Source organism: Micromonospora sp. NPDC005173 (assembly GCF_040608515.1).
GTDB lineage: Bacteria > Actinomycetota > Actinomycetes > Mycobacteriales > Micromonosporaceae > Micromonospora.
The window spans coordinates 1-14,033 of record NZ_JBEXIK010000083.1 but is presented as its reverse complement, the minus strand read 5'-3'; the positions used below and the strand labels follow the sequence as shown (position 1 = coordinate 14,033).

At 68.1% G+C, this 14,033-nt stretch carries 14 protein-coding genes and 1 pseudogene; 9 read left to right on the top strand and 6 right to left on the bottom strand.

Annotation, left to right across the window (positions count from 1 at the left end):
• Positions 1 to 358: 358 nt before the first annotated feature.
• From ABZV00_RS37175 to ABZV00_RS37155, 5 genes are all read left to right on the top strand, one after another.
• Positions 359 to 1,375, top strand: a complete 1,017-nt coding sequence (locus tag ABZV00_RS37175; protein WP_355615142.1) for an ATP-dependent DNA ligase — start codon at positions 359 to 361, stop codon at positions 1,373 to 1,375.
• Positions 1,376 to 1,504: 129 nt separating this feature from the next.
• The gene (locus ABZV00_RS37170) at positions 1,505 to 1,855 is read left to right on the top strand and encodes a hypothetical protein (RefSeq protein ID WP_355615139.1); all 351 of its coding nucleotides are present in this window, start codon (positions 1,505 to 1,507) and stop codon (positions 1,853 to 1,855) included.
• Positions 1,852 to 2,295, top strand: coding sequence for a MerR family transcriptional regulator (locus ABZV00_RS37165; RefSeq protein ID WP_328415260.1), 444 nt, complete (start codon positions 1,852 to 1,854; stop codon positions 2,293 to 2,295). The genes ABZV00_RS37170 and ABZV00_RS37165 overlap by 4 nt, the downstream gene beginning before the upstream one ends.
• Positions 2,296 to 2,589: 294 nt before the next feature.
• Positions 2,590 to 2,883: a YnfA family protein gene (locus ABZV00_RS37160; RefSeq protein WP_355615148.1), complete on the top strand. Its 294-nt coding sequence runs from the start codon at positions 2,590 to 2,592 to the stop codon at positions 2,881 to 2,883.
• Positions 2,817 to 3,305, top strand: coding sequence for a transposase (locus ABZV00_RS37155; RefSeq protein ID WP_355615145.1), 489 nt, complete (start codon positions 2,817 to 2,819; stop codon positions 3,303 to 3,305). The genes ABZV00_RS37160 and ABZV00_RS37155 overlap by 67 nt, the downstream gene beginning before the upstream one ends.
• On the opposite strand, the gene ABZV00_RS37150 is transcribed toward ABZV00_RS37155, so the two are convergent.
• The 4 genes from ABZV00_RS37150 to ABZV00_RS37135 form a co-directional block, all read right to left on the bottom strand.
• On the bottom strand, positions 3,282 to 4,220 hold the full coding sequence (locus ABZV00_RS37150; RefSeq protein ID WP_328415258.1) for an RNA polymerase sigma-70 factor: 939 nt from the start codon (positions 4,218 to 4,220) through the stop codon (positions 3,282 to 3,284). The two genes, ABZV00_RS37155 and ABZV00_RS37150, sit on opposite strands and share 24 nt — an antisense overlap.
• A gap of 177 nt (positions 4,221 to 4,397) precedes the next feature.
• A complete protein-coding gene (locus ABZV00_RS37145; RefSeq protein WP_355615136.1) occupies positions 4,398 to 5,165 on the bottom strand; it encodes an SDR family oxidoreductase in 768 nt (255 codons plus the stop codon).
• Positions 5,166 to 5,740: 575 nt separating this feature from the next.
• Positions 5,741 to 6,223 (bottom strand): YdeI/OmpD-associated family protein, encoded by a 483-nt coding sequence (locus tag ABZV00_RS37140; RefSeq protein WP_355615133.1) that lies wholly within the window; start codon positions 6,221 to 6,223, stop codon positions 5,741 to 5,743.
• A gap of 55 nt (positions 6,224 to 6,278) precedes the next feature.
• On the bottom strand, positions 6,279 to 7,238 hold the full coding sequence (locus ABZV00_RS37135; RefSeq protein WP_355615130.1) for an alkylmercury lyase family protein: 960 nt from the start codon (positions 7,236 to 7,238) through the stop codon (positions 6,279 to 6,281).
• A 126-nt stretch (positions 7,239 to 7,364) separates the two neighbouring features.
• Here ABZV00_RS37135 and ABZV00_RS37130 point away from each other — a divergent pair, with 126 nt between their 5' ends.
• Positions 7,365 to 7,754: a heavy metal-responsive transcriptional regulator gene (locus ABZV00_RS37130; protein ID WP_355615127.1), complete on the top strand. Its 390-nt coding sequence runs from the start codon at positions 7,365 to 7,367 to the stop codon at positions 7,752 to 7,754.
• A 359-nt stretch (positions 7,755 to 8,113) separates the two neighbouring features.
• Entirely contained in the window at positions 8,114 to 9,154 is a 1,041-nt protein-coding gene (locus ABZV00_RS37125; protein WP_355615124.1) for an endonuclease/exonuclease/phosphatase family protein, read from the top strand.
• A gap of 30 nt (positions 9,155 to 9,184) precedes the next feature.
• Here the strand turns inward: ABZV00_RS37125 and ABZV00_RS37120 are convergent.
• A pseudogene (locus ABZV00_RS37120) lies at positions 9,185 to 9,799 on the bottom strand (S8 family serine peptidase); the annotation flags it as partial.
• Between the two features lie 104 nt (positions 9,800 to 9,903).
• Here ABZV00_RS37120 and ABZV00_RS37115 point away from each other — a divergent pair.
• Together ABZV00_RS37115 and ABZV00_RS37110 are read left to right on the top strand one after the other, a co-directional pair.
• Positions 9,904 to 12,318, top strand: coding sequence for a low temperature requirement protein A (locus ABZV00_RS37115; protein WP_355615121.1), 2,415 nt, complete (start codon positions 9,904 to 9,906; stop codon positions 12,316 to 12,318).
• A gap of 687 nt (positions 12,319 to 13,005) precedes the next feature.
• On the top strand, positions 13,006 to 13,233 hold the full coding sequence (locus tag ABZV00_RS37110) for a hypothetical protein (protein ID WP_355615119.1): 228 nt from the start codon (positions 13,006 to 13,008) through the stop codon (positions 13,231 to 13,233).
• 56 nt (positions 13,234 to 13,289) lie between these two features.
• Here ABZV00_RS37110 and ABZV00_RS37105 read toward each other — a convergent pair.
• Positions 13,290 to 14,033 (bottom strand): FAD-dependent monooxygenase (locus ABZV00_RS37105; protein ID WP_355615116.1); only part of this gene is annotated, 744 nt, incomplete at its 5' end.

The window sequence follows — 14,033 nt, the reverse complement described above, 5'->3', positions numbered from 1 at the left end:
CTCGCGAGTGCGGCGATGACGACTGGGACGACGTGGCGCGTGATGCGTGGGAAACGGGCTGGGACTCGGGTTACCCGCATGGGGGCCTCCTCGGCACTGGGTGGACGGCAACCGTCTCCGACGATCATGTCCATCGAAGGGCATGTTTGTGAAGAGGCGAGAACGCAGCCACGAAACTTCGAAGCGGTTCGCTGGCGTGCGGGCACGAGCTGGGCGCACCCGGCGGACTTCGTCCTGGTTCTCGTTCTGCTACCGCCATCGAGCGTTCGGCATCTTCCAGCGCCATCCCTGTGCGCCCCTCAACCATGTGAGAGGAGGTGAGCGAAATTCGAGTTCGATGTCGTGGGTCGGTCCTGCGGTGACTCCAGCCCGCCGGCGTGTCGGCACCACCGACGGACTGCGTCCGCCGCTCACGCCGATGCTGGCGAAGGCCGTCGACACTGTCCCTGAGGCGTCGGACCTGGCCTACGAGCCGAAGTGGGACGGCTGGCGGGCACTGGCCTTCCGCCGGCCCGACACCGTGTACCTGCAGTCCCGAGCCGGCCGGGACATCACCACCTACTTCCCCGACATCACCCGAGCCGTCGCCGAAGCCGTCGAGCCGGGTGCCGTCCTGGACGGCGAGTTGGTGGTGTGGGAAGGCGAGCGAACCAACTTCGCCCACCTGCAGCGACGAGTCACCGCCGGCGCGCAGCTCCCCGACATCGCCCGACGCCACCCCGCGCACTACGTCGTCTTCGACCTGCTCAGCGCCCCACCGGGCCGACCGCTATTGGACCGGCCCCTGCACGAGCGACGTGCCCTGCTCACCCAGTTGCTCGCTGGCGCACCCGCCCAACTCACCTTGTCCCCACAGACCGCCGACCTCGACCAGGCCGCCGAATGGTTGACGACCTGGACCGCCGCGGGCATTGAGGGCGTCGTGATCAAACGCCTCGACGGGCGTTACGAGCCGGGCCGACGTGGCTGGCATAAAGTCCGGGCCTACCGCACCACCGAAGCCATCATCGGCGGCGTCTCCCCCAGCATCGAAGACCCCGAGACCCTCTTGCTGGGCCGCTGCGATCAGCATGGACGGCTCCGCTACACCGGCCGAACCAGCCCTCTACGACCCGCACAGCGCGCCGAACTGGCCGCCCTGCTCACGCCCGTCGACCCGCAGGGGTCACACCCCTGGCCGCAACCCCTGCCCGCCGCGTGGACCGGACAACTCGACCGGCCCCAACCCCTCCCGTACGCCCCCGTCACTCCCAGCATCGTCGCGGAAATCGACGTCGACACCGCCTACGAACATCACCGGTGGCGACACCACGTCCGCTACTTGCGTTTACGGGCGGACATGTCGACGTTTGAGGTGCCGTTGTTGATCGAGTGATCTAGAGCTGAACGTCAGCCGTTCGCTGGCCCGTGTTCCTCGCTGCCAGTCGACCTTGCCGGGCCGCCTGACTGGAACTCGCGCGAGCGGCTTGCATCCTGTACCTAGGTACAGGCCTACCGTCTGAGCATGACAGAGATGAGGACCCTGGGTGAGGGGTCGTGGGTGCCGCAGGCGTGCACGCTGCCGACGGTGGAGCAGCCGTTGCGGCTGGCCGAGTTCGATGACCTGTTCGCCTCAGCGGTCGTGGGGATGGAGCGCGTTGACCGGTTGCGGGTGCGGCTGGAGCTGCGGCCCGCGCCGACGGTAGACGGACGGGCGGCGGACCTGGTTACACGGGAGACCGGGTGTTGCTCGTTCTTCACCTTCACCTTGACCGCAACCGGCGGGCAGCTCGCCTTGGACGTCGCGGTGCCGGAGGGTCACGTCGACGTACTCGACGCTCTCGCCGCACGCGCCGGGCTCCAGGAGGGCGCGTGAAGCCGGGGTTGCGGTCGGGGCAGGTAGCGGAGGCGGCGGGGGTGAACCAGCAGACGTTGCGCTACTACGAGCGGCGAGGTCTGGTGGCTGAGCCGGATCGGACGTTGGGTGGGCATCGGCTCTACCCGCCGGAGACTGTCACGATCCTGCGGGTGATCAAGACCGCGCAGCGGCTCGGGTTCACTCTGGATGAGGTCGCCGACCTACTGGACGTGAGTGTTCACCGGCATGGTCGGCGTCCCGAGGCCGGGTTGCAGGCCCGTGCACAGGCGAAGCTGATTGAGGTGGAGCAGAAGATCGCCGACCTGTCGGTGATCCGGGACACGCTACGTGAGGCTGTCGCCGCTGGCTGCGACGACCTGGTTGCCTGCGCGGAAAGCCCATGCTGTCCGCTTCCGTTCGTGGAACTAGCCAAGGGAGCTGATCGTGTCGAGGGTTAATCCGCGTCGATTGTTGCCGTCCGGGTTGACCGGGTTGGCCGGCGTCGCGTGCGCGGCATGCTGCGTGCTGCCGCTGCTGCTGGCGGCCGGGCTCCTCGGCGGTGCCGGCTGGGCCGCCGCCACCCGGGCGATGCCCGGCGTCGCGGTCGGTTTGGCAGTCGCGGCGGGCGTCGCTTGGTGGTGGGCAACCCGGCGGGTCCGCCGGCACCGCACCGGATGTGCTGGTGGGGACTGTGCGTGCGCCGAACCGCCTACACATCGGTCGCCGGAGGAGACCTCGGTCGGGTCCTCGTCGTGACACTCGCGCGTTCCTTCGTCTTGTTCGTCCTGGCTGCGGTGGCCGAGATCGGCGGGGCCTGGCTGGTCTGGCAGGGCTGGCGGGAGCATCGCGGGTTGCTGTGGATCGCCGCCGGGATCGTGGCTCTCGGTGCGTACGGGTTCGCGGCGCCGTTGCAGCCGGATCCGAACTTCGGTCGTATCCTGGCCGCCTACGGCGGGATCTTCGTCGCCGGGTCCCTGGCCTGGGACGTGGCTGCTCACTCGCTACCCGCATCACCCCCGGCCAGGCAGCTGACACCTGGCAACTGATCCCGCTACTGCACCAGGTCTGGGCACCCCGACCCGGTGGTGTCGGCAGACCACGCATGCGACCTGACTCGGTGACCGGCGACATGGCGTACTCCTCCCGAGCGAACCGAAGGGCTCTACGGAACAAGGGCATTACCACCGTCATCCCCGAGCCCAACGACCAGATCGCCAACCAGAACCGGCGGGGACGACGCGGCGGCCACCCACCGACCTTCGACACCACCGCCTACAAGCGCCGCAACCAGGTATCGAACGCGGCTTCAACCGACGCAAACACTGGCGCGGCCTCGCCACCCGGTACGACAAACTCGCCACCCATTTCCAGGCAACTCTCGACCTGGTCGAAACCCTCGATTGGCTACGCGCCATCCCCGACCAACATGATCTACGAGACAGAACTAGCCGGATCTAGGCCGCCGTAGACCAACGCTGGTGTGCCGCGCCTCGCGGAATGATGCCCAGGCGTCCGCTACGGGACCAACGTGCCCGAGCTTGTCGGGGTTGTTCACCGTGCGGATCGTCTGGATCTGTCCGTCGAGTATGTCTAACGTCCAGGTGCTGAGAACCTGGCCGTCCCGGTCGCGGAAGACTGCGCCCGGCTGGCCGTTCACCTGCTGCGCCTCCACGACGCCACCGCTGCTGATCACCAGCGGGACAAACATCGCCAGCACCCGGATCACCTTCTCGACGCCAAGGATGATGGGCTTGAATTGTGGGGCCTTACCGCCACTGTCGCCGATCATGTGAATGTCGGCGGCCAGCAGCTCGGTCAGACCGTCGACATCCCCTTCCCGGAAGGCGTCGAAGAATCGTTCGGCGAGTTCCTCGCGTTCCCTCCGGTCGGCATCGAACCGGGTCCGGCCCGCGTCCATGTGACGGCGCGCCCGCACCGCGAGCTGGTGGCACGCCGCCTCCGAACGGCCCACCGCCGATGCGATCTCCGCGAAGCCGAAAGCGAACACCTCCCGCAACACGAAGACCGCGCGCTCGAGCGGGGTGAGCCGCTGCAGCAGGAGCAGGGCCGCCATCGACAGCGAGTCCGCCAGCTCCGCCGACCGCGCCGGATCCTCGTACGGGTCGGTCAGCAGCGGTTCGGGGAGCCATGGCCCGACATACTCCTCCCGCCGGACGCGGGCCGAGCGCAGCACGTCGATCGAGATCCGGGTGACCACGGTCGACAGGAACGCCCTAGCCGACCCGGGCTGGGTGGCGGTGGCCTGGTAGCGCAGCCAGGTCTCCTGGACTACGTCCTCGGCCTCGCTCACACTGGCCAGAATCCGGTAGGCGATCGAAAACAGCAGCGGCCGCAACTCCTGGAACTCTTCGGTCTTCCTCACGCCGCCTCCTCCTTGAATCGCTGCCGCCACAAGGGGCGGCAGAACTCCCAATTGGAGAAGCAGCGCCCCTCGACCATCAATTACCACTGCCTGTTGGCCGGCCAGCAGCAGGGCCCGGCACCTGCGGACCGGCCATGTCGCCAGGCACGTAGAACATCCCGCTGTCCAGGGCCGCCATCACCAGGGCACCGAACCCTCCTCGCTGAAGAACCCGGCAGTCGGTCCGTCCGAGCCGAGCGAAGCCAGCCGCACCACGACTGCGGCGCCCTGCGCGACCGTAAGGAACCCGGTGTGGTTGTTGCTGTCCGTGTCGACGAAGCCGGGGGCGACTGCGTTGACCAGGACGCCGTCCTTTCGCAGCTCATTGGCGTACTGCACGGTCAGCGCGGTCAGCGCGCTCTTGGACGGCGAATACGCAGCCGACGGCAGCAGCGCCGCGAAGGGCCCGTCCGGATCGCTGGTAAGAGCCAGCGACGCGGCGTGACTGCTGACGTTGACGACGCGCGGCGCCGGTGACCGCCGCAGCAGCGGCAGCATGGCGTTGGTCACCGCGATCACCCCGAAGACGTTGGTCTCAAACACCGCTCGGACCATGTCCAGGTCGACGGAGCTGGGGACTTGATCGCGGGCGTCTTCGGGTGAAACCTGGCCGGAGCCGGTGATGCCGGCATTGTTGATCAGTACGTCGAGGTAGCCGAAGCGCTCCTCGATCCGCTTCGCGGCCTCCTGGACGGTGGCCTGGTCAGTGACGTCCAAGGTGACCGCGTGCGCGTCGCAATCGGCCGCGCGCATCGCCGCAGCGACCTCCTCGCCGCGCCGCGGGTCTCTGGCGCCGATCAGGACCGTCATGCCCAGTGCAGCGAGTTGCTCGGCAACCCCACGACCGATCCCCTTGTTCGCCCCGGTGACCAGCGCGACCTTCTGGTGTGTCGTCTCCTCGCTCATGACCTGCTCCTTGTTGTCGAGGCGGTTCATCTCAAACCCGTCTTCGCAACCTGAGACGAGATAGCCCGACCATCTCTGACATGCGGACAGGACCAACTCTTCACGGTCGAGTTGGTCTGGTCGCGCTGGCCCCAGCGCCGCATGGGATAGCCCTGCCGAGCGACACACCGTAGGGGGCGCCGCCATGGTCGCGGCCCCAGGCAATTCGGACCATTCTGATATCCGACGGCGCCGACCGGAACGGTGAACGTGCCGAGCCAGCGCTCGGGGCATATCCAGCAGACATCACCCGAGCCGTCACCGAAGCCGTCGAGCCGGGTGCCGTCCTCGACGGCGAGCTGGTGGTGTGGGAAGGCGAACGAACCAACTTCGCCCACCTGCAGCGACGAGTCACCGCCGGCGCGCAGCTCCCCGACATCGCCCGACGCCACCCTGCCTTCCGGTTGCGTCCACCCGCGGCCGGCCCAGCCCTCGTCGTCCCCGTCAAGAGCCATTGGTGGTCCGCCGTCGTTCGTCATCGTTGCTACAGGCGCTGCTACACGCCCGCTGGCACTACCCCGCGTCGATCCGGGTCGCTAAGGGCGCGGGCGTTCCTTGTGCCCGGCTTCCAGGAGTTGGATCATCTCGGCGATGCGTCGGGGCCGTTGCTCGGGTTGGCGTTTTGTGGCGTCGATCCACCGTAGGTATGCGCGCCGGTAGAACTGGGCCAACGAGTCGAAGAACGCGCCGGCTTGCGGATGCGCGTCGAGCGCGGCGGCCACGTCTTCGGCGAGGTCGCCGCGTTGGGGCCCTTCGGGCTCGATGGTCACGGAGACGGTGTCGCCGGCGGCCAGGCCGCAGCACCGTAGCCAGGCCGGGCCGAGGGTGAACCCGAAGGCATCGCCCGCTGGTTCCACCACGGCACGCACACCCACGCCGTTGACGGTGCCGCGAATGTGGTGGGCGGGCTTGGCGCCCCAGACGGTGTCCGGGTTGAAGGGGACCGGGATCAGGACGCGGCCACGTGTGGCTGCGGTGACCGTGGCGGTGAACTGTTGACTTTTTGCGGAGCCCTGCATCGATGCACCTCGTGTCGGGTCCGGCGGCGGCGGGGTGGTGATGGTGCTGTCGGCCTCAGGCGAGCAGCGGTTCGAAGATGTCGCGGCCGAGCGTGACGGCCTGGTTCTGGTCGAGAACAGTGGCGGCCAGGTGGGGATGGGCGGTGATCCACGCCTGAGCGTTGGGCGCGCTGGCGAAGAAGTTGATGGTGGAGCAGCAGGTGTCCACGGAGCGGCCAGCGTCTCCGGTGGCTGCGTAGACGACCACCGCTTCGGCCGGCTCGTAGGTGGCGGCACCGTTGGTGATGGTCACGCGGACCGGTTGGTCGGTGTGCGGATCAGCGGAGGTGATCGTTGCGTCGGAGCCGAGCATGAACGGCATGCCCAACGCGTCGATGGCGCACATCGCGAACACCTCGACATCGCCGAATGAGACCACGTGCGGCGTTGGCGTTGGGGAGAACGGGTAGGCCGCGACCAGACGCCCGGCGCTGTCGACAGCGACAAGGTCTTCCCGGGCGAGTTCGCGCAGCGCGTTGGCGGTGTCCAGGTCCGGGGCGCCGACAGCAGTGCGGATGTCGGCGTCCGTGGGGACGGTTCCAGTAGTGGAGAAGTGGCGGAGGATCGTCTGGTGCACCTGCCGGAGGCGGTCGGGCAGATGCTCGGCGCGGCGGGGTCGGTCGGTCCGGATAGCGTTGCCCGGCTGCGCGCAGCAATCCACCGGGCTCGGCTCCGCTGCGGCGGCGGTGGCGGGTTCGGCGCGCATCGCCTGGCGCAAGGCAGCACGAATGCGCTCGCCCGTGGGAAGGTCCAGGCGACAGGCCGCCGACCCGTCACCGGTGCTGCCCATCACGTCTAAGCCGTTGACCAGGATCGACGGTGACGGATGTTCCCCCACCACCTCGGTGACAACCTCCGGCGGCAGCCCGACGTCGGCCAGCGCGGCGCGCAGCTCCTGCCGAGCCGGGCCAAGGTTCGGACACTCGGGCACGGAACGAAGCTCAACAGCCAGCTGGCGCTCTGCTGCTGCGGTCATCACAGCCCCTTTCCGTCTGGTGACCGGTGGCATGACGCACACCGCTTGGCCGTTACGGCTCTACCGGTACCAGACTGGACCTTCCAGTGCAGGGGAAGGTCAAGGCGCGACGGCAGGAGGCCACGAATGCGGATCGGGGAACTCGCCGACGCAACCGGCATTACTACCAAAACGCTACGCTTCTACGAAGCCAGCGGCCTGCTCCCACCTGCGGGACGTTACGGGAACGGCTACCGCGACTACGACGACGGGGCGGTCGCGCGGCTCGATTTCATCCGCCGCGGTCGCGCCGCCGGATTCACCCTTGCCCAGATCCGCGACATCCTTGCCGTCCGCGACGCCGGCAACGCCCCCTGCGGACATGTACGCGAACTGCTCGCCCAACGGCTCGACGCCATCGACGCCCAGCTGGCCGACCTGCACGCCCTACGCTCCACCGTGGCTCAGCTTCACCAGTCCGCCGCCGACGCCGAACCGGACACCTGCCCACCCGAGCAGGTCTGCCGATACCTGTAGCCGCTCTGGCTCCGAGCTTCTCCGGACGTTGACGCTCGTCGCGGGCCGCCCGCGGAGGGCCGTAAGGCGCATACAAGTTTCACCCAAATGCCGGTTAATAGGCCATGGGGTCTCAGGGCCTACGTGACACTCCGCCGTTCGTAGTACCCCTGAGGCCAGAGTCGATGAGCTGATCTGAATCGGCGGCGGCTTGAAGGCACCGACGGACCTCTACGTCTTCCCGACGGGGTCACCAAGGCGGGGCCGGCGGGCTCCAGGATTGGCGGCTTGCTGATAGTTGTGCCCACTTGGGGCGGGCGGACCGTATCGTCAAGCTCATCCAAGGGCCGATCCGTGGACAGTGGAAGCGGGCGGTAGCTGTGAGGATCGCGACGTTCAACGCCAACAACCTGTTCTCCCGCTGGTCGTTCCAGGCGGAGCTTTCCCGGACCGTGGCCAATCCCCCGCTCGCCGAGATCGCCACCGACGCTACGCCGGACGCAACAGGCGGGCCGAGCAGCGAGCAACCGTCAGTGGTCGAGGTGGTCCTGCCCGACGGCACCCACATGAGCGGAATTCTGCGCACCTTCCGCGGCAGACTCGTGAAGGGCAAGGACCCGAAAGCCCGGGCGTGGATCGCCCGACGCATCGCCGCCCTGAACGCCGACGTGCTGTGCCTGCAGGAAGTCGAAGACCAAGACGCCCTTGACACGTTCCACCGCGACGACCTGCGCCCCCTGGGCATCGACTACCGCTACCGGGTCGTCGTAGAGGGCAACGACCCCCGCCGCATCGACGTTGCCATCTGCTCCCGCCACCCGATCACGCGCATCAGCTCCTGGCGGTTTTGGCCCAACCCCGCTGGGGAACCGGTGTTCGGCCGCGACCTCCTTCAAGCCGAGATCGCCGCCCCGGACGGTAAACCGTTGCACGTGCTCGTCAACCACCTCAAGAGCAACTTCATCACCGACGAACACACCCTCAGCCCCGCCGAGGTCGCAGCCGCTCGAAAAGCCATCGCCGAACGACGCCGCGACCAAGCCACGGCGATCGCCAAGATCCTGCGCCGACAGCGGCTGACCCGCCGCGTTGTGGTCACCGGCGACTTCAACGACGCCCCTGAGGCCGAGACCCTCGCCGCCCTGCAACAAGCAAACCTCACCGAACACATCCAACGCGGCACCACGATCGCCGGCCCCAACCGCAACGGGACCCTCATCGACGACAAGTTCGCCGACCTGTCCCCCACCGTGTGGACACACCGGCACCGGGCGAAGGGCGTCACCACCTTCGCCCTCTACGACCAGATCTGGACGACCCCCGACCTGACCGTCACCGCCGCGCACGTGATGCGCCGCACCCAGATCAGCGGTGATGGGTCCGACCACGACCCCGCATACATCGACCTTGCCGTGAGCTGAGGCTGAACCGTTTACCAGAGACCCCGCCAGTTATCGGGCACCCACGCGCCGCAACGTCGACACCTGCACCCGTTCGGCCGACTTCGATCTATGCCCCAGCCCGCTTGACTGGAGCTGTCCGTTTACGGCAGGGGCAAGCAGACCGTTTTGTCGGATGCGGCTGTGCCGCGGTGGAGCCGCCGTCGGGACCGCCACGGTGATGTTCACGCCAGGGGCGCTTATCTCCGGCTTCAGCGCGGAGTCACCGGCGCCAGGGCCGCAGCTCGAGAAGTTGGCGATGTAGCCCCTGTCGGCGACCGCGACCGCGGCCGCGCTCAGCGCCGCGACGGCGGTCCTCGGTGAGCCGACTGGGTGAACGCCGTAACCACAGCCGTCCTTGCCCGCCGCGATGACGAAGAGCGCCCCGGTGTGGGCCGACAGGTCATTCACCGCGGCTTCGAGCGGGTCGACATCGGGTGGGTCGATGCTGCCGAGACACATGTTGATGATCTTGGCGTGCACCTCTGTCGCCGCCCACTGCGTGCCGGCGAGGATCGCCGACCAGGGGCAACCGTCTTCGCCACAGACCTTGCCCTCGGCCAGCTTCGCACCGGGCGCCACGCCCTTGAGCAACCCGTCAGAGGCGGCGCCGCTGCCTGCGATCGAATGGCAGAGTGGGGAAGGTGACCAGGAGCCGGTCAACGCTGCAGAGGGGCGAGCGTCTTACGCGATTCTTCGGGGGCATTCAGATATCCGCCGGGGGCGTCGGGGTGACCCGGTTGGAACTGTTCCTCGACCTGGTGTTCGTGTACGCGTTCCTGAGCGTGACGGACCTCATGGCGGAGAACTTCCGCATCGAGGGCGTGCTCCAGGGTGTGCTGGTGGTTCTGTTGATCTGGCGTTGCTGGAGCTCATATACCGTGCTCGGCAATGTCGTGCGGGTGGACCGGGGATTCCTGCGGCCGCTCATGTTCGGGGTGGCCGCGACCATCCTGTTGATCGGCATCGCCGCGCCGGTGATCTTCACCGATCGGCCGGGGGGCTTGTTCGGGCCGTTGATCTTCGTCGTCGCCTTCCTGCTGGCCCAGTCCATCGCGCTACTGATCTTGACATACAGCGTCTCGGACAGGCCCCGAAGGCCCGTTCTACGCGCATGGTTGCCCTTCTTCGGTGGTGCGGTCCTGCTCCTGTCCGGTGCGCTGCTGCCTCGCCACCTGCCCTCGGACGTCGACGGTGGTTCCGTCCAACTGGCCCTGTTCTTCGCCGCCACCGCCGTCGACTTCATCGGCGTGCGGGCGCTCGGCACGGGCACCTGGCGGATCGTGTCCGTGCCGCACTGGGCTGAGCGGCACCGGCTGGTCATGCTCATCGCGTTGGGCGAGACGATCATCTCGATCGGCACCAGCCGCGGTCTCATCGGTGACCCACCGATCACCTGGTCCGTCATCGCGGGCTCCGCCCTGAGCCTCGTCGTGGTGGCAGTGCTCTGGTGGCGCTACTTCGACATTGCCGGATTCGCCGCCGAGCAGGCGCTGGAGCAGCGGCCGGCAGCCACCAGGTCACGACTCGGTCGGGACGCGTACAGCGTCCTGCACGTCGTGATGATCGTCGGTCTCGTCCTCATCGCCCTGGGGCTCAAACGCGCGTTGAGTTCAGTCGAGCCCGCCACCGCGGACCGTTGGGACCAGCTCGGCACATTCGTCCTTTATGGAGGTGTCATCGCCTACCTGCTCGGCCTGGTGGCCCTCGAGCGCCGCACCATTCAGTTGCTGGGTCGTAGCCCGTTGCTGGGGATCGTTCTGGTGACCGCGTTGCTTCCGATCGCGGTCCGCCTGCCGCCGGTGGGCGCGGTGGGACTGCTCGCCGCCGTCCTCACCAGTATGGTCCTGGCCGACCTCACCGTCTTCCGCCGTCGGCATCACGTGCTGCACCGGCAGGCGGCGCACGCGGCGGTCCGGGCCGCCACCAGCGGAGTCACACCCAAGGAACTCTTCCTCGATCTGGTGGTCGTCTACACGTTCATCCAGGTGACGGTGTTGATGACTCGACAGCCTACGGGGGTCGGGGTAGTCCAGGCCTTGGCTGTGCTCACCTTGCTGTGGGTGGCCTGGTCCCTCTACGGCCAGGTGGGGAACGTCCTTCGGGGCGAGTCCATCCCCGTGCGGTTGAGTGTCCTTCTGGTCGTGGCGCTGACCCTGACGATCGGCATCGCCATCCCGCAGGCGTTCGACGTTGTACCCGACGGCCTGCCCGGACCACTGATCGTCGTGACCTGCTACATCGCGCTGCGCGTGCTGCACCTGACGGCGCTCCTGGTCCTTCGTCGAGACCGGATATCACGCGCCCACCTGCTGCGGGCGGGCGTCCCGACCGTGTCCGCGCTCGTCCTGCTGGTGTTTGCCGCGCTGGCATCCTCGCGGCCACATCCCCCCGAAGGGCTGAACCAGCTCGTGGCGGGCCTCTGGTTGACGGCCATCGTCGTCGACCTCGCCGGGGGTTACCTCGTCGTGCGGCGGTTCTGGCAGGTGACTTCGACCAAGCACTGGACCGACCGGTACTCCCTGATCATCCTCATCGCGCTGGGCGAGTCGGTCATCTCGGCAGGAGTGGCCGTCTTCGGCCGCCCGATCTCCTGGTCCGTGATCGTCGCCGTCGCCACCAGCATGGCCCTCCTGGCCACCCTCTGGTGGGCGTACTTCGACACGGACGCCATCGTCGCGGAACGCGTCATGCACGACCGGACCGGCAACCAGCGAGCCGAACTGGCCCGCGACGCGTTCACCTACCTGCACCTGCCCATGATCATCGGACTGATGCTGCTCGCCTTCGGCCTGCGAAAGACCCTCGACGTGGTCAGCGACCCGTCAGGACCGGCGCGCGACCCGCTCGGGCACGCCATCCTTTTCGCCGGAGTGGTCGTCTACCTTCTCGCCAACCAGGCATTCTGGTGGCGCATCCAGCACGAAATCCGCTGGGTCCGGGCCACCGGAATCCTGCTGGTGGCGATCCTCGCGCCAGCGACCAGCCCACTGCCCCCGCTGTGGGCGCTGACCATCCTGACCGCCGCCACCGCGGCCGTCATTATGATCGACTCCCACCGCGCGGCCGAACTACGCCGGCGGCTACACGAGCCGCCACCGTCGACCATCCTGGCCGACGCACGGCCTGTCAACCCCATCAGGTAACCCGAGGCGAAGCACGAACCCCAAACGGGGCAGGACTCGAAGTTCCGGACGTTCTGCGACCAGCGTCGGGTCGGCTACGTGGTGGCCGTGCCCCGCAACCAACAGGTCGGACTGGGTGTCGCCACCGCCCGGATCGACACCCTCGCCGGACAAGCCCCCGACGAGACGTGGAAACGGCTGTCGGCCGGGTCTGGGTCGAAAGGGTCACGGCTGTACGGCTGGGCCATGGCCGGCCTGCCCGACGTCGACGACACCGGCCGCAGCCGGTGGGTCCTGATCCGTCGCAGCATCACCGACCCAGGCGAGCTGGCGTTCTACCTGTGCGCCGGGCCCGCCGGCACCACCAATACCGCCCTGGTCCGCGTCGCCGGCGCCGCTGGGCGATCGAGGAATGCTTCCAGCAGGCCAGAACTGAAACCGGCCTCGACCACTACCAGGTCCGCCGTTACGAGGCCTGGTACCGCCACATCACCCTGACCACCTTGCCGTCACGGCCGCCGCAGTGGGAGAGGACGGCAACATCCCGACGATGGGCTCATCTCCATCACCCTCGCAGAGACCCGCCGTCTGCTGGCACACCTGATCAACCAGCGGCGCTGCCGCAACGTCATCGATCGATGGTCGCGATGGCGCCGACCGGGCATTGTCGTGGTGCGCCGAGCACTCGACGAGGTGGGCCTGGCGACGGTGCGGATCACCGTCCGAGTGGTGGCCAGCCAGGCTGAGGCCGAGCAGCTCGGCTTCGTCGGCTCACCCGGTGTCCTTATCGACGGCCAGGATCCGTTCGCCGAACCCCACCACCGTCCGGCGATGGCATGCCGGCTCTATATCGAGGACACCGGCGTGTCAGGCGTACCACCGATCAGACGCCTACGCCAAGCGCTTAAGGAGGCCGCCGATACCACCGCGCGATGACCTCCCCGCGCTGACCGGCACGGCTGCACGGTGCCGATACTCGACGGGGCTCCGTCTCACGGCAGTGGCGAGCGGAGCCAGCGTTGCAGGTAGGTCACCAGCCCAGTCATGTCGGTGCCGGCGGACCGGTAGCCGATGTGACCATCGGGGCGGATCAGATACAGGCCGCTGGAGCCGGCGGCCAGGCCGAGCTGTCGCAACGCGTGGGCGGCGGTAGCCGCTTCACTCGCGTCGGGTTCGGTCAGCCAGTGCACGTCGAGCCGGTCGGAGTACTGCTGACTTAATGTCACGGTCTCGCCGCTCGACCAGGCGGGTGGCGGCCCGCACAGCAGCAGGTGCCACCTGGGCGTGGCCGTGAGCCGGTGGAGCGTGCCGCCTTCGGGGAGCGGGGCGTTGGGCAGCCGGTCGCCGGGTCGTGGACCGGTGCGCGATGGACGCGGCCCGTCCACCGACAGCGGACTGTTCCGGTAGCTGATGCCCAACTGCGAAACCGTCCGGAACGCGGAGGCCCGAACGAACCGGGACGCGAGCACGACCGGGATGAGAGCGGGGGCGATCCGGGTACGAGCGAACCGGACGGCCGGGTTGGTGGAGGTCGCGACAGTGAACGCCCGGTCGCTGAAGCGCAGCACCATCCGACCGACTGGCGCCCGTTCCGTCTCGTAGGTATCCAGCAGCGTCGAGGTGGCGCCGCCCCGCAGGGCGTGGGCGAGTTTCCAGCCGAGGTTGGCGGCGTCCTGGATGCCGGTGTTCATTCCCTGCGCGCCGGCGGGGCTGTGGATGTGCGCGGCGTCGCCGGC

What these genes read in the sequence shown, in the direction of transcription:
- ABZV00_RS37135 (WP_355615130.1), bottom strand. Translation starts at nt 7,238, where the DNA reads ATGACCGCAGCAGCAGAGCGCCAGCTGGCTGTTGAGCTTCGTTCCGTG.
- ABZV00_RS37140 (WP_355615133.1), bottom strand. Translation starts at nt 6,223, where the DNA reads ATGCAGGGCTCCGCAAAAAGTCAACAGTTCACCGCCACGGTCACCGCA.
- ABZV00_RS37130 (WP_355615127.1), top strand. Translation starts at nt 7,365, where the DNA reads ATGCGGATCGGGGAACTCGCCGACGCAACCGGCATTACTACCAAAACG.
- ABZV00_RS37145 (WP_355615136.1), bottom strand. Translation starts at nt 5,165, where the DNA reads ATGAGCGAGGAGACGACACACCAGAAGGTCGCGCTGGTCACCGGGGCG.
- ABZV00_RS37170 (WP_355615139.1), top strand. Translation starts at nt 1,505, where the DNA reads ATGACAGAGATGAGGACCCTGGGTGAGGGGTCGTGGGTGCCGCAGGCG.